The organism is Shewanella dokdonensis, from assembly GCF_018394335.1.
In the GTDB taxonomy this organism is placed as follows: Bacteria; Pseudomonadota; Gammaproteobacteria; order Enterobacterales; family Shewanellaceae; genus Shewanella; species Shewanella dokdonensis.
In genome coordinates this window covers 1,317,051-1,337,597 of the sequence record NZ_CP074572.1, presented here as the reverse complement: position 1 = coordinate 1,337,597, position 20,547 = coordinate 1,317,051, and the positions used below count along the sequence as shown (strand labels likewise).

Below are 20,547 nucleotides of genomic sequence, written 5' to 3'. Positions count from 1 at the left end.
GGATTGTCGATTTGTTAATAGCTTTCGAGATTGCACTATGGCTGCCTATTTTTGGTGCACTTGCTTGGATTTGAGTCATTCATAACTGAAACATGTTTTTTAATGCCTTGTTTTCAATGATTTTTATCCTTGGCATTAAAACTGCTTAAAATTCAGCAGGTTTTAAACACCGGGAGCGATTATGGCAAGTATGAGCTATCTCAGTGTCATTGAGCGTTATCATGAATATGAAACGCTGGTACATGAGCTGCTGGAGTCGATTCTGACCGGGATGTCGGATACGCAACTGTTTGATGATACAGGCAAAGCGATAAAGGTTTTTAGTGATGTCGCCGCGCGTTATCCGTTTGTGGAATTGATGTATCTGCTGGACAATTCTGGGCGACAGATCAGTCCCAACCTGGCGTTGATCAATCAACAGGTTAAGCTGTTATCTGTGGGGAGAGCCCTGACCGCAGTCAACGCCCTTATTACCTCAATGTTCGCGATAAAACTGGCACCCAGATTACCCAGCCTTATCTTTCCAATGCCTCTGGTCAACTATGCCTGTCGGCATCTTTGGCGCTGACGTTAGCATCCGGGAAGAAGGGGTATGTGGTGGTCGATATCAATCTCACCCGCTTGATTGAATTTATGATGGGAGACAGTACTCGCCGTAAAGTGACCCCATTATTTAAAGCCGTTTATGCCTTATTAGTGGCCGGGCTGTTTATTATTGTGGCGGTGTTGATGTCGATTGCTGCTCGGGATATCTGGCATCTGTTGATGCTGGGCGGCGATTTACAGCATGACTCACTTAAACCCTTCGGCATTATCATCTTCATTACGCTGGCGTTGGCGGTGTTTGATCTTGGTAAGACCATTCTCGAAGAGGAAGTGCTGATGCATAAAGATATCTTCAGGCACAGCTCTACGCGCCGTACGATTACTCGCTTTGTCTCTACGATTCTGATTGCCATCTCCATTGAAGCGCTGCTGACAATGTTTAAAGCATCATTGGGGGAAGTTGAATATATTCAAGGGGCTATCATGATGATGTTGGCCGTGGTCGGGTTATTGATTGCGCTGGGTTTGTACGTATACCTAGGGGCTAAAGCCGAGATGCTGTTAACTCAGCAAAACTATAATATGAAAGGAAAACAGGGCTAACGCCCTGTTTCAGTTAAAACTCTTCATCATCATCCAGTGCGAGCGCCTTACGCAGTTGTAGGCGCTCCAGATAATCTTCAAGACGGCGTTTTACCTCGCGTCTGTGTTTCAGCACGCGCTCCGCTTGGCGGTTTTTAGGATGGGTCATCGCTTCGATTTCTGCATCGTTGGGTACTAAGTCAACTATATGGGCCATAAAGAACTCCTGTATGACAGATATATGCGAAATTTCTAGCCAAAAAACATGCGGCTGCAAAGCAAAAAATATTCGTCAGAACTGCAAAATATTTTTGTTGCTCTCCGGCAATCGTTTCGTTCCCTTAGCCGCTAATTTAGCAATTGCGTGGTTGCTAAAGTGCGATCGCTGCAACAATTTGACACTATGCGTCAACACGCTATGACTGCCCGCCACGACTTGTCCGAGATCTTGATTTTTTCAATTAACTACCAGACTTCATCTGTTGACACTTGAAGGATGAGTTGCCTCGGATGGTAAAGGTTGCTGTCAGTTCTGATCCCCAAAAAATAGACCAGGAATTTCCTGAGTTTTCAATTCCGTTGTCATTGTGGTTAGTGATGGCATTTGCGTTGGTGTTTATTCTGGTTGGTGGTTATCTGTTCAATTTTTACATTGAGCAACGTGGGCAGGAGCGTTTTGAATTTCAAACACGGCTGCTGAAAAATGCTATCAGCGACAGGATGCGCACATACGAGCAGGTGTTGCGTGGTGGTCTGGGGCTCTTTATGTCTTCCAGCAATGTTACCCGAGAGGAGTGGCATCATTATGTGCTAAACGCCCGCTTGAACGAGTTCTATCCAGGCATTCAGGGCATGGGCTACAGCCAGTTTCTAACTGCTGCGCAGGTGGCACCAGAAGAGCAAGCCATTCGGAATGAGGGGTTTCTAGATTATCAAATTCACCCTGAAGGCCAACGGGAGCGGTATTTGGCGATTGTATACTTAGAACCATTCGACTGGCGTAATCGGCGGGCCTTTGGCTACGACATGTACTCTGAGCCAGTACGGCGCAAAGCGATAGACCGAGCGCTGGCTACCGGAGAAGCGGCCATTTCTGGGCGGATAACCTTAGTGCAGGAAACGGGTCAGGATCAACAAGCGGGATTTCTGATGTATCTGCCGCTGTTTAAGGAAAACCCCAATGGTCAGCGCCAGGCGCAAGGTATGGTCTATGCCCCGTTTCGCATGAATAATCTGATGGAGAACATTATTGGCGATCGTTTTTCGATGTTGCAGTTAGAGATTTACGATGGAACTGCAGCTGACGGAGCCGAGTTGATGTATCGCAGCAGCCCGCGCCCAGCGGCGATTTACCATAACAATGAAACATTGCTGGAGATTGGCGGGCACCAGTGGTTGCTGGTGACCCACAGCACTACTAGTTATGTCTCTGCCACTGAATCGTTGCAACGCGCATTGTTACTGGCATTTGGGGGCTCGTTTTGGATCTTGCTGTTTTATTTTCTGTATCACAACGCCAAGGCGCGTTTCAAAGAAAGCCAGTTAGCACAGGCATTACTAGAGAACGAAGAACGTTTCCGACTCGTGATTGAAGCATCACCTTCCGCGATGGTCATCGTTGACCATAACGGCGTGATGACGCTGGTGAATGCGCATGCCGAGCAGTTGTTTAAATACTCCCGCGATGAAATGCTTGGCCAAGGGATCAACATGTTGTTGCCAGCAGCACAGCACAGCCATCACAGTCACTATATGACGAAGTATTTTCAGCAGCCAATAGCCAAAAATATGTCCAGTCGTGACGATCTTTATGGCCAATGCAGTGATGGTTCGCTGGTGGCGGTTGAAGTTGGTCTGACTCCCGTCATGTTCAGCAATGGCCCGGCGGTTCTGGCCACCATTAACGATATTTCGCAGCGCAAGCAAGTTGAGCAGGAAAAGGCTCGCCATACTACCGAGTTGGAGCGGATTAACAGTGAGCTTGATAGTTTCGCTTATATTGCCTCCCATGACCTCAAATCACCGCTACGGGGCATTGAACAGCTGTCTGATTGGCTTTCGGAGGACTTAGCTGATAATGCGAGTGACACAGTGCAGAAGTATCTGCGCTTGATCCGCAGCCGGGTGCAACGGATGGAATTGCTGCTGGATGGACTGCTGACATTTTCCCGCATCGGTCGCGTCGATGCGCAACTGGTCATGACCGACACCCGCCAATTGGTCGATGAGGTCTTTTCGCTGGTCAATATGCAGCCCAGTTACCATTTGGAAATCGAAACTGAGCTACCGGAATTTGTCACTGCCAGAGTGCCGTTGGAGTTGGTATTTCGCAATCTGTTTAGCAACGCCATCAAACATCATGACAAAGACGGCGGCGTTATCTGTGTCAGTTGCCGCGAACAGCATGACCATTACTGCTTTTGCGTTGCGGATGATGGTCCCGGGATCCCGGAAGCATTTCATGACAAGGTGTTTGCCATTTTTCAGACGTTACGTCCACGTGATGAAGTGGAGGGCAGCGGTTTAGGATTATCACTGGTCAGAAAGTGTGTAGAAAGTTTTGGTGGCCGCATCTGGTTGGAGTCGGAAGGGCGTGGCAGTCGCTTCTGTTTTACTTGGCCGAAAACCCTCAAGGAGCAGCAATGACCGCGATGCCTTACAAAGAAGTCACCATACTGTTGGTTGATGACGATGATATCGACCATATGGCGGTGGTGCGGGCGATGAAGCAATTACGCTTGCTGAACCCGTTAGTACGCGCCAGAGACGGGCTGGAAGCGCTGCAGATGTTGCGACAGCAACAGGTCCATCGGCCTTACCTGATCCTGCTGGATCTCAATATGCCACGGATGAATGGTCTGGAATTCCTCGAACAGTTACGTCATGAAGCCGAACTGTCGTTGTCTGTTGTCTTTGTGTTGACCACCTCCTCGGCTGACGAAGACAAAGTGGCCGCGTATCAGCATCACGTCGCGGGTTACATAGTCAAGCATCATATCAAGGATGAATTTATCAGCATCTTTAACATGCTGGAAAACTACTGGCGGATAGTGGTGCTGCCGCCTGATGCAGGGTGAGTAGAATATGGAACTATTGCTGATTGATGACGATGAGATTGACAGAACCGCGATTATAAGAGCGTTGGCACAGTCAGATATCGGCTTTAATGTTGTCGAAGCTAACTGTGCCCAGGTCGGATTGGATTTAGTCCGTCTGCAGCGTTTTGACGGCATTATTCTCGATTATCGTCTGCCGGATGCTAACGGTTTGGAGCTATTACCCCAGTTACACTCCACTGCGGGCGACGCCACTGCGGTGGTGATGATTTCGCGCTATGAAGATGAAAATCTGGCAGATCGCTGCATTGAAATGGGGGCCCAGGATTTTTGCTCAAAGACGAAGTCAATACCCGGCGGCTGACCCGGGCGATTCGTCTAGCAAAACAGCGAGCCAGCATGAGCCGGGAGCTACAGAAGACCCACGAACGTTTGCGTAATCTAGCAGAGCATGATTCGCTCACTCACCTGCTAAATCGTTACGGCTTTGAGGTGAGTTTGAGTCGGGCGTTGGCAATGGCTCGGGAGCAAAATGCCGAACTGGCATTGATCCTGTTGGATCTGGATGATTTTAAAGGTGTTAATGATACTCATGGACACCAGATGGGCGATCGCCTGCTAGTGGACGTCGCCGCGCGTCTGCGTCAGGTGGTTCCTGATGATTGTCTGCTGGCAAGAGTTGGCGGTGATGAGTTTGTGGTGGTATTAAGCGGAAACCAGGTGTTACTCACCGCCGAACCGTTGGCCGCGGCTTTGTTACAAACACTGCAACCGGTATTTACTATCGATGAGCAGCCGTTATTTATCGGTGCTTGTGCGGGGATTGCCAGCTATGGCGCCTTAGCCTCCAACAGTTCTGGACTGCTGAAATGCGCCGACATCGCCCTCTATCGCGCTAAACAGCGTGGACGTAACCAACTGCAGTTATATTCGGAGGCGCTAGATTTAGCGGTACAACAGCGCCAGCATATTGCGACTGGGTTACGACAGGCGCTGGAGTTTGAGCAATTTCGGTTGTTCTATCAGGGAAAATTTAATGCCCATACGGGGGCTTTGGAAGGGATGGAAGCCTTACTGCGCTGGCAGCATCCGCAAGATGGGCTGATTGCGCCAGACTGCTTTTTGCCGGTTGCTGAAGAGTTGGGAATGATGGATGCGATTTGTGAATGGGTATTGCCCACTGCCTGTCGCCAGACCCAGCAATGGTTACAGCAGTTACCTGCTCACCAACGTTTGACCATTGCCGTCAATCTTTCAGCATCCCAGAAACTCCAAGATAAGCTATTGCAGCAGGTTGAAATGGCGTTGTGCAGTAGTGGCTTACCTGCAGAACTGCTGGAGTTGGAAATCACTGAAAACGCCCTGATTGAAAAACCGAGGGAATTAGCCGAAGTACTCGAAGACGTGGTGGCAATGGGGGTGACACTATCTCTAGATGATTTTGGTACTGGTTTTTCGTCATTGGAACATGTGAAGGATTTCCCCATTAAGGTACTAAAAATAGATAAAAGTTTTGTGTGGGGTATCGAGCAAGATGAACGGGCACGATGTTTACTGGCAGCACTGATCAATTTTGCCAGAGGTTTTAATGTATTGTCGGTTGCGGAAGGGATTGAAACAGCAAGCCAGGCACAGTTTTGTCGTGATCATGGTTGCCATCTGTTACAGGGTTACTTGTATGGCAAACCCATGCCTCCAGAGCAATTCTGGAGGCAATACCTCCAGCCACTTATTGCCGGCCAAGCTTGATTAAAGAACAAAACCCGCCATCCGTAGAACGGATGACGGGTTAGATTCAGGCACGGCTGAAAGTCTACAATGGATCATAACAGTGGCCATCCTGGCATCACCTTGATCCCTCAGTTATTATTGTTATTGCTTGTCGTTATTATTGTAATTTATTGATATTTATTAGAATTCAAATTCGTAGGTGTAGCCCAACACAAATTTCACGTCATCGTCAGGCAGGTCGGTATCTGCCAGTTTGAAGGAAATCGCGCCAATGCTGGTGTCTTTGGTTACTGAGATATTGTATTCAGAATAGTTATCGACACCGTACCAACTGGTGATCACATCCCCAGTAGAGTATGCGTAGTAAGCACCTAATGTGATGCTGTCGGCCAGAGGATAGCTAACGGCAATGTGATAATAGGCGTAATCCTTGTCATCCAGACCATCAGCAGCAACGTCATCGCCAGCGGTCACAAATTTAGCCGCGCCCACTTCTAACCATTTCCAGGTTAAATTCAGGTACAACTCACCGAAGTCAATGGAACCTTCAGCATCTGGATAACCATAATATAGATAACCCACATCATAGCTAAAGTCATCGTTGATGGAATTAGAAAAACCGCCATAAACGTCCATTTCATAACTGGTGTCGTCACCAAAGTCGACATTGGAACCCCAGGTACCCAGATAGAAGCCGGATTCATGGCTGTAATCTACGCCACCCTGTACCGCTGCACTATCGGCAGTTTGTGTAACGCCACGCCACAAATAGTTAGACGTTGCCCCAATATTTCCGGTCACAGTGGCCTGGCTCATGGGCGCAATCATCATTAAGCTTGCGAGCGCACTCAGTGACAGCAGTTTTTGTTTCATACTCATCCCCTTTTTCCCTTTTACAGTTGCCGGAGATCCGGAAAACGCGCCGGAACGTTGGCTTTTCATTGTGCTGATGTTATTCCTCGGAAAGATGAGCTAAAGCTGTGCCAAAAGTGAATAGTGAGTTTTTACAAAAACTTAACTAAATAGTGCCTTATATGTAAACAAACTGCTGCATTATTATGGGGCTGGTTGCACAAAAATAGTGCAACAACTGATGGCGGGTAGAAATAAAAACGCCTCATTGAAGAGGCGTTTGTTACTGAGCTAGGGAAATTCAACTAACACTGTCTTTGAGTGCCTTACCGGCTTTGAATTTGGGGACAGTGGCAGCGGCGATCTGAATTTCTTTACCCGTCAGTGGATTACGTCCAGTTCTAGCGGCGCGAGTGGATGTTTCAAAAGAGCCGAATCCCACGATAGATACTTTATCTCCGGCTTTTAGTGCTTCAGTTACTGCGGCTTCAAAAGACTTCAGTGCCAGGGCGGTTTCAGCTTTTGTCAGCTCAGATTTTTCAGCCATGCTGGCAATCAGTTCGGTTTTATTCATTTTTATACTCTCTTCTTTCCGTAGATATTGTTATAGCGCTGTTAACCTGCCACAAGGCACTACCTAATGAAAGTGAATTTTCCAAATTATCGGGTAAAACATCACTAAAAATTAATCGGCACCTCTCACATCAGTCAATCTCGCTCTGACACCGGGAGACAACGCTGTTATTGACGATAGCATAAGCTGTTAGTGATTGCGCATCTCTTCGCATACATATCCTTGGCGTCTGGAGTCAAAGCGGCAGCCACCACCACATTCCCAAGGGGCGTTTTCATATTTTGTTGACTGTGCTACCGCATATTCACGACATTGTTGGTAAGTAGCAAAGCCCTCTTTTTTCAAATAATTGGCTGAACCAAAACCGTGATGATAGACAAATGCTGTCCAGCCTTCCGGAATGGTGGACGATGAACTGCGACTGATCCAAAAACGGTCGCTGCTACCGCAACCAGCAAGCAGCAGGTGAAGACAATGGGGACAGATACTTTCACGGCAATCTCCCTTATGGATGGCCATTTTATTACTGTAAAAAATGATAAAGTTAACTTAGAGTGTGAACTAGGTGCTACATCCAATATCCAACTATTCAATGATGCTTAATGTCATTCTCACTACCTAATGGATCGCTATTCCCCTCGGAGATATTGCAGTCCGGTTGCCAACAAGGAGACAAAGATGAAAATTGGCTATCTGTTTTTCGCCAGTATACTCAGTATCATGAGTGCTGGCTGTGCCGTGGCTACGGAAGAAGCTGGTGATGTAGCGGCTAATCCGGTAACCACTGCTGGTAAGGTTAAAATCGAATGGCAAACTCCCAATAAGTATACCGACATTCGTACTGCAACTGAGGTTCAAAAACGCTACGAACAGCGCATGTTTGACGAACTCACCAAAGCATTGGATAAAGCCTCTGAAAAGGTTCTGAAAGATAAAGAAAAACTGGAACTGGTGGTGACCGATGTCGATCTTGCAGGAGATTTACGTCCGACATTTGGTCAGGCATCAACGAGCGATATCCGTATCATTAAAGATATTTATCCGCCACGAATTAACTTTTCTTACCGGGTCCTAGATGGTGAGCAGGTGATTATGGTGGGGTCTGAAAAGTTGCGAGATATGCGTTTTATGGACCGTATCAGCAATATCGATAACTCCAGCTTTAAGTACGAAAAAGCCTTACTGAAAGATTGGTTCGATAACACAGTTGCCCCCAAGCTCTAAGTCTTAGGCAATCTGTACTTGTGGGATCTGCAGCAGGCAAAATCCACTGTCGGTGAGTTTTGCCTGTTTTTTTGCCTGGGCACACAGATGGGACAGTTGTGCTTCACTGGCTCCCTCTGTGAGATGTGGCGGGATCAGGCCAACACTGAGGCTCATCAGCGGTTGCAAACACAGTTCTTGTTGACGGTTTCTGGCAAGAAATGATTGCTCGACCCAATGCTGAGCCGTAAAGAAACGCCGTTTGATAACGTCAAACTCCGCCAAGATCTGGCGGCTGTGTTCCACTATGGTGGCATCAGCTCCAATCATCACAAAATCATCGCCACCCACATGCCCAATGAAATGGCGACGGCCATGAAATCTCAGCAGATCAGCTACACAACGGATAACTTCATCGCCTTTGGCAAAACCATAAACATCGTTGTAGGCCTTGAAGTTGTTGAGATCTAGATACGCCAGATAAAACGGTTGCTGCTGTTGTCCCAGACGCAATAGTTCCTGTTGGATTGGCACATTACCAGGCAATTCAGTCAGTGGATTTGCGTGGCGCGCGGTTTGGATCCGCTGTTCCGTGAGCCGTTGCAGCAGATCGCGCGTGTGGCCGAGACCGCGAAATTTTCCCTGCTGCAAAATAATAAACTGCTGTGCCACATATTGGTTGTTATCTGCCGTCAATTGCTGGCTGACTGAGGATAACGGCTCACTGCCTTCGACCATCAGTACGCCGTCATCCATGATTTCTGTGATGGGATGGTTTTCATGCAATGCGCGCCCGTATGGGGTGGAAAACAGTTCCAGTAAACTCTGCCGGTATACCAGTCCCAGTGGAAAATTGTGTTCAATAATGGCAACAGCCTGCAAGGCCGGGCGATCCAACAGCAGTTGACTGAGTGTCTTCATCCGCGTATCGGGTGGCAACGAGATGGCGTCCTGACAGAGACAATCAGCCGTTTCGTTATAACGGGGTTGTTGCTGTGAGCGGAACGATGGAAACCAAGTATGTGGTTTCGTTGGCGGCTGAGGTTGTGGCTTGCCCAGCAAAAATCCCTGGCATAACTGGAGCCCCAGCCTTTGCAACACCGCCAGCTCCGCTTCGGTCTCTATCCCTTCCGCAATCACTTGGCAGGTAAGGCTTTGGCATAAGGTAACAATAGAGCGTACAAACTCCTGTTTTACCGGGAACTGATCAATGCGGTCGATAAAGTGACGGTCAATTTTAACGTAATCAGGTGCCAGTTCAGACCACAGTCTTAGGCCGGAATAGCCAGCACCAAGATCGTCTAACGCCACTTGAAATCCTTGATGGCGATAATAATCGAGGCAGCTTTTCAGCAGATCAATATCTTCTGCCGGATATTGTTCGGAAAGTTCAATGACAATGGCGGAGGGCGGCAATCCTAGTTGTTGTGCCAGTCTCAAGGTGTGGCCTTTCGGATGGCGCGGATCGAGCAACGCCATCGGACTGATGTTAACAAATAACTTGCCCGGTAATTGCTGTTGCTGAAATCGCTGCAAAGCTTGGGTGCGGCACAGGGTTTCCAGTTCAGATAAGCGGCCGTGCTGCTCTGCAACGCTGAACAGGCGAATAGGGGAATAAAGCGGGCTTTGCTCTGGCCCGCGGCTCAGCGCTTCAAAACCGTACATCCGGTTAGTGTCAATGTTGACGATGGGCTGAAAATGTATCGCTATGTCTGCCTGCCGGATTATCTGCTCCAGCAGTACTGCATGATCGGTATTCATCTGCTTGTATCGCATTCATCTGAACCGGTGCCGCAGCTTATGAATATTCCGTGACAAACAGATGACAACCAATCCGCCGCTGTCGATTTTGTGATCAACGGCTATTGGCGGCCCTGTTCTTTGAAGCGCGCCAGTGTTTGCAGCAAAATTGCCAGCTGCTTAACTAAATGTTCCAGTTGTTGCTGTGCGGGTGCTTTGTCTTGTTCTAGTTTCGCCACTAACTCTGCCAGCTCTTGCACATAGGGTAAAAAACGATTGCTTGAGGTGGTAAATCCCTGATCGTCAGTGAAAATTTTGGCAAATTTAGCGTGGCCTTGCTGTTTTAGTTGGTCAAGACTGTTATCGGCGTCAACCGCTTGCCGATAAGCTGTTTGCAGATTGGCCTTCAGTTGCGCTATGACCTTGGTGTATGGCATAACGAGAGTCCTTTAAAGAATTTGTGAAAATTATAAGGAAGCCTAATGGCATCAACAAGCCGTTGGAAAGGATTACTGTGGGTATTTGCCCTGTTTTTGAGCAAAGTAGCTGTTGCCGTACCAGCGCTAACCCCATTGTTTTACCAAGTGGACTACCAAGGGAAAACGGCTTGGATACTCGGCTCATTTCATGTTGGTAAAGCCGATTTCTATCCGCTGCCCGCCAGCATTCATCAGGCATTGGCGCAGTCTTCAGCATTGGTGCTGGAAGCGGATATTCAGGACCCACAAATGCCACAGTGGGTGCAACAGTATGGCATGCAGCCCATAAAAGCCGACAGTGAAACGCAGCAATTAGTGGATAATTACTGCCAGCCGTTGGGGATTTGTCAACAATTAGCGCAGTTTTCACCTTGGTTGCAGTCGGTACAGATCAGCATGTTACGTTTTGCGCGTATGGGGCTATCACCGCAGTTTGGTGTTGAGCAACAGTTACTGAGGTTAAAAGGCAGTAAGCCATTGCTGCAACTGGAAACCGCACAGGGACAATTGCAAATGTTGGCGTCCTTTGAACCGAAGATCCAATGGGCGATGGTGCGTGACAGTATTCAGGCACCAGATGTGGATATTCAGGCGTTAGTGGATGCCTGGCAGCGCGGCGACCGACAGACCATCGCCAGACTCATACAGCAGCAGATGCAGGCTCAAGGTGGGGAGCCAATGCTGGATAAAATGCTATGGCAGCGCAATCGCCAGATGTCGCAGCGTTTACAACAACTGTTACAGCAGCAGGCCAAACCGCTGTTTGTCGCGGTTGGCAGTGCGCACTTAGCCGGAGACTACAACTTGCTGGATTACTTGCAGCAAGCCGGTGCTAATGTGCGTGATTGCTGGCAGGTGTCGTGTGACATCAACACTGAGCAATCAGCGCTTTTGCCCCAGAAAATGGACATAGCGCCCCAGTGACAGATACGGTTCGCGCCGTGAGTATTCCAACTCTATGGCAATGAGCTGGCGCTCGTCATAGTTGTCTGGCAGACGTTTGTTCATGTAATCGTGAATAACCCGCACGCCAGAGGCACACAGTAGGGTGACCGACCAGTCATTGAACCATTGGCGAACGGTGGGGATCTCCAATGGATGTTCCGGGCTTAAGCGGTTTTTCTTTTTCGATTTAAGGCCATTGCGTACATAATCGAAATTACCCGCCGTTAATGCATGAAAGCGCATCGCTTCCTTGTTATAGAACATCAAGGAAAACAGACCACTAGGGCGTAACAACGTCAGTAGTTGGGCGAGCGTTTCTTTGGCATCCGCCAGCCACTCTGCCACCGCATGACATAGAATGAGGTCAAACTGCCCCAGTTCATCAGCATTAAGTTGCTGTATGGGCGCATGGATTAAGGTGATATCCACCGCTTCGGTTTCTGCATCAATCAACTGCTGAGCCTGTTGCAGCATGGCCTGAGAGATATCACATAGCACCACTTGATGCCCGAGTTTGGCCAGTTTCAGGCTAAAATAACCAAAGCCGCCGCCAGCATCCAACACTCGCAAGCGCCGCTGCCCCAGCAGCGGTAATTGCTCTTGTAAATCGCGCCAAAGCACGGCCATACGGATATCACCTTTGGTGGTACCATAGATATTGTGGGCAAACTTTTGCGCGAGTTTATCGAAATTCTTGTCCTGCACGGCGGAATAACTTAGGGTGTGGAAAGCGCTTAGTGTCTCATACTCCGGCTTGGTTAGCACAGTGTCAGCGGGTGATAACACAAATTCGGACTAAGACCTGAGCCAAAGTATGGTTATAATGTTCGCCTGTATCAATAGGAGTGGTAACCGTTGGTGATGGAATCCTGTCTGGAATTGCGGGCTATGCCCTCGTTGTTTTCCTTATATCGCAAGATTTTTTCGGGCGTAAACCTGGCTGGGATCAGCAACCTTTGCCGCATCTTCAAGTCAGTGCCAGACAAGTACAGTTGTCGGCAGAAAAAGTGGCTGAATACGCGGATGTTTGCGGTTTTGCGTTTGATGGCAAAACCTTACCGCCAACGTATCTGTATGTCGCAGCTTTCCGCCTGCATGCCACCATTTTTACCCATGAAGCCATTACCTTTCCGCTGCTCGGTTTGATCCACTTACGTAACCAGATCCGTTGCTATCGCAGTGTGGCGGTGGACGAGTTGCTGGATATTGACTGTGCTGTGGGGGAGAGCCGGGAGACTGACTCCGGGCTGGAATTTGAGCTATTGTCCAAAGTGTATCGTGGTGATGAGTTGGTGTGGGATGCCGTATCGACCTACCTGTACCGCATGGACAAACCAGGTCGCCGAGCCAGACCTCCGAAAGGTGCTGATATGGACTGGCAGGAACCGGTATTTTGGGACTTAGAGGAAGATCTGGGACGGCGTTATGCCAGAGCCTCTGGTGATTATAATCTGATCCACCTGCATCCACTGCTGTCTAAGCGCTTTGGTTTTGATCGGGTCTTGGTGCATGGAATGTGGTCCAAGGCGCGTTGTGTGGCAGAACTGATGCCACAGATTGGGCAGCGGCCGTTCACTATCGATGTCGCGTTTAAGTTACCGCTGTTTATGCCCGCTCGTGTCAGCTTTAATGCACAAACCTCTGCTAGCGGTATCTTGTTTGAATTGCGGGATCAAAAAGGGCGTCGACCGCACCTGGTGGGCAATATTACCTTTATGGATTAGTCCACGGGTAAACGGCTTTCTTTGATACGGATTCAGTATTTATTGTTCGAAACAGCGTGCGGCTTTTGTCGAGCCGATGATTGCTCTAGTATGCGCGCTCAATAATAAAATATCGTCTTAGCGCTGGACCCCCTACATGCTGTCAGATAGCGAAATTTCTCGTCAAAGCCCTCGGCGGCCAATTACCGAAGTTGCCCAATCATTAGGGCTAACGCCCCATGAATATCACACCCTAGGTGACGCCAAAGCCAAAGTACAACTACAGGTGTTGCCACGTCTGGCCGCAGCATCTTGCGGTAAGTTTATTGTGGTCACTGCGGTCAATCCAACCCCTCACGGTGAAGGCAAAACGGTTACCAGTATTGGCCTCACTCAGGCGCTGCATGCTCTCAATAAAAAAGTTTGTGCTTGTTTGCGTCAGCCCAGTATGGGGCCAGTGTTTGGGGTTAAAGGTGGTGCCGCCGGCGGCGGTTATGCGCAAGTCGTGCCGATGGAAGAACTTAACCTGCATCTTACCGGTGATATCCATGCTGTCAGCAGTGCGCATAATCTGGCGTCTGCCGCCTTGGATGCCAGGTTGCACCATGAAACTCGGCTTGGGGCCGCAGCGTTTGCACAGCAAAGTGGCTTAACGCCGTTGAATATTGATCCTGAGCGACTGCTCTGGCCGCGAGTGATGGATCATAACGATCGTGCTCTGCGGCAGATAACGGTCGGACAGGGGAGCAACAATGGCCCAGAACACAGCGCCTCGTTTGTAATTACGGCAGCATCGGAGTTGATGGCGGTGTTGGCGCTGAGTCGCGATTTGGCAGATATGCGCCGTCGTATTGGGCAACTGCTATTAGCCTTTGATAAAGACGGCCAAGCGGTGACCGCAGAAAGATTAGGTGTTGCCGGGGCGATGACGGCCATCATGCGTCAGGCCATTGAACCAACGCTGATGCAGACTCTTAACGGTGCCCCATGCCTGATCCATGCCGGGCCGTTTGCCAATATTGCTCATGGCAATTCATCTATTATTGCCGATGAGATCGCCTTGAAACTGGCGGATTATGTGGTGACGGAAGGCGGTTTCGGCTCTGATATGGGCTTTGAAAAATTCTGTAATATTAAAGTTCGTGCCTCTGGTCATGCGCCAGATTGTGCGGTACTGGTGGTTACTCTGCGGGCATTGAAAAGCCATGCACCAACACCACCACAGGATATTAGTGCGGTTGATTTCACCGCCTTGCAGCAGGGCTTTGCTAACTTAGCGTGGCATTTGAATAATGTGCGGCGTTATGGCGTACCCGTTGTGGTGGCTATCAATCGGTTCCCGCAGGATACGGAACAGGAACTTACTTGGCTGCAACAGGCGGCCATTAATGCTGGTGCCGCGGACTGTGTTGTCAGTGAAGCTTTTAGTCACGGCGCGCAAGGTGCGTTAGCCTTGGCTCAGGCAGTGTTGCAGGCGTTACAGCAACCCGCAGACTTTCATCCCCTGTATCATCCTGAGGCTGGTTTGCAAACCAGTTTAGCAACCTTGGCTGAACTGGGTTATGGCGCGGCGGGGGTATCGCTATCAGACAAAGCGCAGCAGCAGTTACAGCAGCTGCAGCAACTCGGTGCGGATAAATTGCCTGTGTGTATGGCTAAAACGCCGATGTCGATTAGCCATGATCCCGCATTAAAAGGGGTTCCTCGTGGTTTTGTGCTGCCCATCAATGAACTAAGACTCAATGCCGGCGCGGGGTTTGTCACTGCCTTGGCGGGCAATGTGATGACCATGCCTGGGTTGGGGCTTAATCCCGGTTATCTGCATATCGACATTGATGCTGAGGGCAATATTTGCGGTCTCTAATAAAATTGGCCTAACCGGATGATTTAACGTGTGGCTGCTGGTGGTTAAGCAAGCTATTGCCGTGATTGGCAACGCCATCTGGGTTGCGGTTTCACGGCATTCACACTTTGAAATACTTAATACCACTAATTTACGGTTTTTCCTGCCTTAGACGCTTGGCGACAAAACACTCTTGCATTATCGTGCTGGCTGTATCCGTCGTCTGCCAAGCTGCTATTTATGATAAAAACAATAACACTGCTATCACTCACCTTGCTACTTACTGGCACATTGACTGCCTGTCAGGAACAACATAAACCTGCGGCAACCGACCCTACCGTCGGGGTCGTGAAAGTGACCCAACAAGTACTGCCATTGACCCTTATGTTACAGGGGCGAACCGTGGCTTCGTTGAGCGCTGAGGTGAGGCCACAAGTGGGCGGTATTATTCAGCAGCGGCTGTTTACCGAAGGCGCCAAAGTTAATGCGGGTGACGTACTGTACCAGATAGATGCCGCCTCATATGCCGCCACTTATGCTAAAGCGGAGGCTGATTTACGTACGGCACTGGCAACGCAGGAAGCGGCAAGACTAAAAGATCAGCGTTATCAGGCATTGCTGCAAGACAAGAGCGTTTCCCATCAAGACGCTGAAGACGCTCATGCTGCGTTCATGGAAGCTGATGCCAGTGTCGCGGGTTACCAAGCGGCCTTACAAAGCGCCCGGATTGATTTAGAACGTACTAAAATTACCGCACCCATCAGCGGTTATATCGGCATCTCAAATGTCACGCCCGGTGCTTTGGTCAGTGCAGCTCAAACCACGGCGCTGACGACCATCAATACGCTGGATCCCATGAATGTTGACCTGAATGAATCCAGTAAGGATTTGCTGGAACTGCGCAAAATGTTGTCTCGCGCCGGGGTGGTTAAAGGCAATGCCAACGTCAGTTTGATTCTTGAAGATGGTTCCGAATACCCGTACGAGGGGCAACTGAAAGTCCGGGAAGTCTCGGTTGATCGTTCCACTGGTTCCGTAGTGCTACGGGCACAGTTTGCTAATCCTGATGATATTTTACTGCCCGGGATGTTTGTCCGCGCCAAACTGGCAGTGGCGGTTGATCAGCATGGCATCAAGGTGCCACAGCAAGGGATCTCCCGCGATAATCAGGGGCATGCCTACGCCTTGGTGGTGGACAAGGACGGCAAAATCGCTAAGAAGATGGTGACAACGGAACAGGCTATCGGCGATCAGTGGGTGATCTCTGGCGGGTTAGCGGCGGGCGATATGCTGGTGGTTGAAGGCTCCAATAAAGTCAGAGTCGGTCAGACCGTCAAGGCTGAAACTGTGGCGCTTGACACAACTGGCAAGGAAGGACGCTAAGTATGTTGGCGCGTTTTTTTATTGATCGTCCGGTATTCGCCTGGGTTATTGCCATCATTATCATGCTAACCGGGGTTTTTGCGATTGTATCGCTGCCAATTGCACAGTACCCAGATGTGGCCCCACCGACAATTAACATCTCTGCCAGTTACACCGGGGCTGATGCACAGACGGTAGAAAATAGTGTCACTCAAGTATTGGAACAACAGCTCACCGGGATTGATGGTTTGCTGTATTTCTCCTCTTCTTCCAGCTCAGGTCGGGCACAGATTTCGGTGGTCTTTGAGCAGGGCACAGATCCAGACACCGCACAGGTACAAGTACAGAATAAAGTACAGCAGGTAACCTCGCGTCTGCCAACGGCGGTGCAATCTCAAGGGGTGACAGTTACCAAGTCCCAGACCGACTTTCTGATGGTGTTTTCCTTATATGATGCTACTGATAAGGCCAGTTCTTATGATGTTGCTGATTTCCTCGCCTCCAATATGCAGGATCCTATCGCTCGCCTTGAAGGGGTGGGTGATGTGCGGGTATTTGGCGCTCAGCACGCGATGCGGATCTGGCTAGACCCAGCAAAATTAGCGGCTTATGAGTTAATCCCTGCCGATATTACCAGTGCGCTCAGGGTGCAGAATGCCCAAGTGGCGGCCGGGAGTATTGGCGAATTGCCGACTGTGGATGGGCAGGAACTGAATGCTACGGTCACGGCGCAATCAATGTTGCAGACGCCTGAGCAGTTCCGCGAGATCATTGTTAAACACAACTACAATGGCGCGGATGTAAAGCTGAAGGATGTTGCTAGGGTCGAACTTGGTAGTGAAAGCTACAGTTTTCAGCCGCGGCTGAATGGTCATCCGGCATCCGGGATGGCCATCAATCTGGCACCAGGGGCCAATGCCCTGACCACGGCCACGCTGGTCAAAGACACCGTGGCGCGGATGGCCAGTACCTTCCCGGATGGCTATCAAGTAGCCTATCCGCGTGACAGCACGGATTTTATCCGGGTGTCTATTGAAGAAGTGGTGAAAACATTACTCGAAGCCGTGTTGCTGGTGGTGCTGGTGATGTGGATTTTTCTACAGAACTGGCGCGCCACCTTGATCCCAGCCATTGCCGTTCCTGTAGTGTTACTGGGGACATTCGGGGTATTGCAAGCCTTTGGTTATTCCATCAATACGCTGACAATGTTTGGGATGGTGTTGTCGATTGGCTTGCTGGTGGATGATGCCATTGTGGTGGTCGAAAACGTTGAGCGTCTGATGCGAGAAGAGAAACTCTCGCCACGTGCCGCCACCATCAAATCCATGCATGAGATCAGTTCGGCATTGATAGGGATCGCCGTGGTTTTGTCGGCAGTATTTCTACCAATGGCATTTTTGGCGGTTCCACCGGCGTTATTTACCGGCAATTTTCCATCACTATTGTGTCATCAATGATCCTGTCAGTGCTGGTCGCCTTAACGCTGAGTCCCACGCTATGTGCCAGCTTGTTAAAACCCTCGGCGCACGAGCATGAAGCCAAAGGATTGTTCATCTGGTTCAATCGCAATTTCGATCGTTTTAGTGCCAGCTATGGCCGTGGTGTCGCGCGGGTGCTACAGCGGCCACTGAGATGGATGCTGGTTTATGGGCTGATCATCGCGGCCTTAGCTGGGGCTATGTCACATCTGCCCGGTGGATTCTTACCAAACGAGGATCAGGGCATTTTGATGGTGCAGTACAACTTGCCAACCGGGGCATCGGTGAAGCGCACTCGCGCCGTTGCCAAGCAGATCCAGCATTATTTTATGACTGAGGAAAAAGACAACCTTAAGACGATTTTTACCATCTCAGGTTTTAGTTTTGGTGGTAGTGGGCAGAATGCGGGGATGGCATTCATTGCCTTGAAAAACTGGGATCAACGCCCCGGCGCACGCAACAGTGCCCAGGCGATTGCTGAGCGGGCCAGTCATTATTTTGCCTCTATTCGTGATGCCAGAGTTTTTGCTATGTCGCCGCCTCCGGTGCGTGGTCTTGGGCGTAGCAGTGGTTTCTCCTATCAACTGCTGGCAACTGTTGGCACCGATCGCGCACAACTGTCGCAATACCGCGATGTATTGCTCAACGCCGCAAGACAGGATCCATTACTGACCTCTATTCGCGAAGGCAGTCTCAGTGATACGCCGGAACTGAAAGTACACATTGATTCAGCCAAGGCCTCCGCGTTGGGGTTGAGTCTGTCGGATGTTAATAACACCCTCAGTACCGCTTGGGCTGGTAGTTACGTTAATGATTTTATTGATAAAAGCCGGGTGAAAAAAGTATATGTTCAGGGCGATGCGCCATATCGTTCACAACCGGATGATTTGCGTTACTGGTATGTCCGTGGCACTGACAGCCAAGGCCGTGTGGCGATGACACCGTTTTCAGCTTTCAGTGATGTTACCTGGGGCGCAGGGCCACAAAGTCTCAACCGCTTTAACGGTTATGCCTCATACGAGATCCAAGGGGCGGCTAATGGCATCAGTTCCGGTGAGGCGATGAATGAGATTGTGCGCCTAGCAGACGCTCTGCCAAGTGGCGCCACCACTTATGCCTGGAGTGGCTTGTCATATCAGGAACAGTTATCTGGCGGGCAGTCAACGCTGTTGTACAGCATCTCTATTCTGGTGGTATTTCTCTGTTTGGCGGCGTTATATGAGAGTTGGACTGTGCCGCTCTCTGTCATCATGGTGATCCCGCTTGGGGTCATTGGGGCGGCGCTGGCGGCAATGCTGCGCGGCTTGGAAAATGATATCTACTTTCAGGTGGCACTGCTGACGACCATTGGTTTGTCATCGAAAAACGCCATTTTGATCGTCGAGTTCGCTGAGGTGGCTTACGAGCGCGGGATGACAGCGCTAGATGCGGCGATGGAAGGCGCAAAACTCCGGCTAAGACCGATATTGATGACCTCTATGGCATTTATTTTTGGGACATTACCGCTGGCCGTGTCAACCGGAGCGGGGGCGGCCAGTCGTATGTCAATCGGTACCGGGATCGTTGGCGGCACGCTAACAGCAACTGTGCTGGCAATATTCTTAGTACCGCTGTTCTTCGTGTTGGTACGTAAACTGTTTCCTGCCCGTAGACCCGTACATGACGACTGATATAGCAAGCTGATGCTAACCAACTGCGGCGTATTTCTGTTAGAATGCGCTGTTTTTTATTGGTTTTAGAGTAACAGATGATCTGTCCAAATTGTGGCAAGGCCATAAAAGTTGAGGCAATTACCCAACAACGGGGTCGTGGTTTTTCGGCACAGATCCAGTGTCCGCATTGCCTGGTTTGGCTAGGCCGTACACCTTGGCTGTTAAAGGTCAAAATGGTGAGTTTTTATCTGCTGCTACTGTCAGGTATCACAGTATGGTTATGGCCGAACACGCGCCATCTGGGGATACCTGTGGTCATTTTGGTATTGATTACCCTGTTGATGTCGCATTTGATGGATCAGTTGAAGGTCACCGAGCGACCTTCCAAGGTGGACGACAGCGAGCAACGCCGCAAATATCGCTGATCAGTTAACTACCCGTTCTTGGGCTTCCAGAGAGTGTTCTACGTAATAGATGCCACCGAACACTACGCCTAAAAACAGGATGGCGAATAGAATGATCCCTATGTTATTACGGATAAAAGCCAGCATGATCCATTCCTCTGTATACTGATTTGCTCCCGAGTCTATTGCTAACGGCTTAAGGTCAACTTAACTACGGCTTAATCCTGATAATCGCTGTTTAATGCAGCTCGGGGCGCGGCACAATTCCTCTGATTTCCGTTGGTTACCATACGCTGTTATAACGAAGGCCTGCAATCATTAATTTTAGAGAGCACTGAATAACTAACACCATACATTCCTTACTGCTTGCGTTGTGAGTTGTCATTAGGGTGGTATA

At 49.6% G+C, this 20,547-nt stretch carries 15 protein-coding genes and 4 pseudogenes; 11 read left to right on the top strand and 8 right to left on the bottom strand.

Going from position 1 to position 20,547, the window contains the following annotated elements; translation table 11 throughout:
• Nucleotides 1-181 precede the first annotated feature (181 nt).
• Nucleotides 182-1,149: pseudogene (locus KHX94_RS06455) on the top strand (PDC sensor domain-containing protein).
• Nucleotides 1,150-1,162: 13 nt separating this feature from the next.
• On the opposite strand, the gene KHX94_RS06450 reads toward KHX94_RS06455, so the two are convergent.
• On the bottom strand, nucleotides 1,163-1,345 hold the full coding sequence (locus tag KHX94_RS06450) for a PA3496 family putative envelope integrity protein (RefSeq protein WP_213682808.1): 183 nt from the start codon (nucleotides 1,343-1,345) through the stop codon (nucleotides 1,163-1,165).
• A gap of 293 nt (nucleotides 1,346-1,638) precedes the next feature.
• On the opposite strand from KHX94_RS06450, the gene KHX94_RS06445 reads away from it, so the two are divergent.
• From KHX94_RS06445 to KHX94_RS06435, 3 genes and pseudogenes are all read left to right on the top strand, one after another.
• On the top strand, nucleotides 1,639-3,774 hold the full coding sequence (locus KHX94_RS06445; protein WP_244859357.1) for a CHASE domain-containing sensor histidine kinase: 2,136 nt from the start codon (nucleotides 1,639-1,641) through the stop codon (nucleotides 3,772-3,774).
• On the top strand, nucleotides 3,771-4,205 hold the full coding sequence (locus KHX94_RS06440; RefSeq protein ID WP_213682807.1) for a response regulator: 435 nt from the start codon (nucleotides 3,771-3,773) through the stop codon (nucleotides 4,203-4,205). The genes KHX94_RS06445 and KHX94_RS06440 overlap by 4 nt, the downstream gene beginning before the upstream one ends.
• A 7-nt stretch (nucleotides 4,206-4,212) precedes the next feature.
• Nucleotides 4,213-5,933: pseudogene (locus KHX94_RS06435) on the top strand (putative bifunctional diguanylate cyclase/phosphodiesterase).
• Between the two features lie 162 nt (nucleotides 5,934-6,095).
• On the opposite strand, the gene KHX94_RS06430 reads toward KHX94_RS06435, so the two are convergent.
• The 3 genes from KHX94_RS06430 to KHX94_RS06420 form a co-directional block, all read right to left on the bottom strand.
• Nucleotides 6,096-6,788 carry a TorF family putative porin gene (locus KHX94_RS06430; RefSeq protein ID WP_213683349.1) on the bottom strand — a complete coding sequence of 231 codons (693 nt, stop codon included), beginning with the start codon at nucleotides 6,786-6,788 and terminating at the stop codon, nucleotides 6,096-6,098.
• 280 nt (nucleotides 6,789-7,068) lie between these two features.
• On the bottom strand, nucleotides 7,069-7,347 hold the full coding sequence (locus tag KHX94_RS06425) for an HU family DNA-binding protein (protein WP_342345836.1): 279 nt from the start codon (nucleotides 7,345-7,347) through the stop codon (nucleotides 7,069-7,071).
• A 183-nt stretch (nucleotides 7,348-7,530) separates the two neighbouring features.
• Complete coding sequence (locus KHX94_RS06420; protein ID WP_213682805.1) at nucleotides 7,531-7,860, bottom strand: hypothetical protein; 330 nt, start codon at nucleotides 7,858-7,860, stop codon at nucleotides 7,531-7,533.
• 159 nt (nucleotides 7,861-8,019) lie between these two features.
• Between KHX94_RS06420 and KHX94_RS06415 the strand changes: the two genes are divergently transcribed.
• Nucleotides 8,020-8,565 (top strand): DUF3016 domain-containing protein, encoded by a 546-nt coding sequence (locus KHX94_RS06415; RefSeq protein ID WP_213682804.1) that lies wholly within the window; start codon nucleotides 8,020-8,022, stop codon nucleotides 8,563-8,565.
• A 3-nt stretch (nucleotides 8,566-8,568) separates the two neighbouring features.
• Here the strand turns inward: KHX94_RS06415 and KHX94_RS06410 are convergent, their stop codons facing one another.
• Entirely contained in the window at nucleotides 8,569-10,320 is a 1,752-nt protein-coding gene (locus KHX94_RS06410; protein ID WP_244859356.1) for a GGDEF domain-containing protein, read from the bottom strand.
• A gap of 86 nt (nucleotides 10,321-10,406) precedes the next feature.
• The gene (locus KHX94_RS06405) at nucleotides 10,407-10,721 is read right to left on the bottom strand and encodes a prephenate dehydrogenase (RefSeq protein WP_213682803.1); all 315 of its coding nucleotides are present in this window, start codon (nucleotides 10,719-10,721) and stop codon (nucleotides 10,407-10,409) included.
• Between the two features lie 45 nt (nucleotides 10,722-10,766).
• Here KHX94_RS06405 and KHX94_RS06400 point away from each other — a divergent pair, with 45 nt between their 5' ends.
• Nucleotides 10,767-11,687, top strand: a complete 921-nt coding sequence (locus KHX94_RS06400) for a TraB/GumN family protein (protein ID WP_213682802.1) — start codon at nucleotides 10,767-10,769, stop codon at nucleotides 11,685-11,687.
• Here KHX94_RS06400 and KHX94_RS06395 read toward each other — a convergent pair.
• Complete coding sequence (locus tag KHX94_RS06395; RefSeq protein ID WP_213682801.1) at nucleotides 11,646-12,413, bottom strand: methyltransferase domain-containing protein; 768 nt, start codon at nucleotides 12,411-12,413, stop codon at nucleotides 11,646-11,648. The genes KHX94_RS06400 and KHX94_RS06395 overlap by 42 nt on opposite strands.
• A 183-nt stretch (nucleotides 12,414-12,596) precedes the next feature.
• Between KHX94_RS06395 and KHX94_RS06390 the strand changes: the two are divergent.
• The 5 genes and pseudogenes from KHX94_RS06390 (at nucleotide 12,597) to KHX94_RS06370 (ending at nucleotide 20,171) form a co-directional block, all read left to right on the top strand.
• Nucleotides 12,597-13,432, top strand: a pseudogene (locus KHX94_RS06390) (MaoC family dehydratase).
• Nucleotides 13,433-13,568: 136 nt separating this feature from the next.
• The gene (locus tag KHX94_RS06385; RefSeq protein WP_213682800.1) at nucleotides 13,569-15,275 is read left to right on the top strand and encodes a formate--tetrahydrofolate ligase; all 1,707 of its coding nucleotides are present in this window, start codon (nucleotides 13,569-13,571) and stop codon (nucleotides 15,273-15,275) included.
• Between the two features lie 219 nt (nucleotides 15,276-15,494).
• Nucleotides 15,495-16,637 (top strand): efflux RND transporter periplasmic adaptor subunit, encoded by a 1,143-nt coding sequence (locus KHX94_RS06380; RefSeq protein WP_244859355.1) that lies wholly within the window; start codon nucleotides 15,495-15,497, stop codon nucleotides 16,635-16,637.
• A gap of 2 nt (nucleotides 16,638-16,639) precedes the next feature.
• Nucleotides 16,640-19,764: pseudogene (locus KHX94_RS06375) on the top strand (efflux RND transporter permease subunit).
• Between the two features lie 77 nt (nucleotides 19,765-19,841).
• Nucleotides 19,842-20,171 (top strand): hypothetical protein, encoded by a 330-nt coding sequence (locus KHX94_RS06370; RefSeq protein ID WP_213682799.1) that lies wholly within the window; start codon nucleotides 19,842-19,844, stop codon nucleotides 20,169-20,171.
• Here the strand turns inward: KHX94_RS06370 and KHX94_RS21035 are convergent, their stop codons facing one another.
• Entirely contained in the window at nucleotides 20,172-20,297 is a 126-nt protein-coding gene (locus KHX94_RS21035) for a hypothetical protein (RefSeq protein WP_280529625.1), read from the bottom strand.
• Between the last annotated feature and the right edge of the window lie 250 nt (nucleotides 20,298-20,547).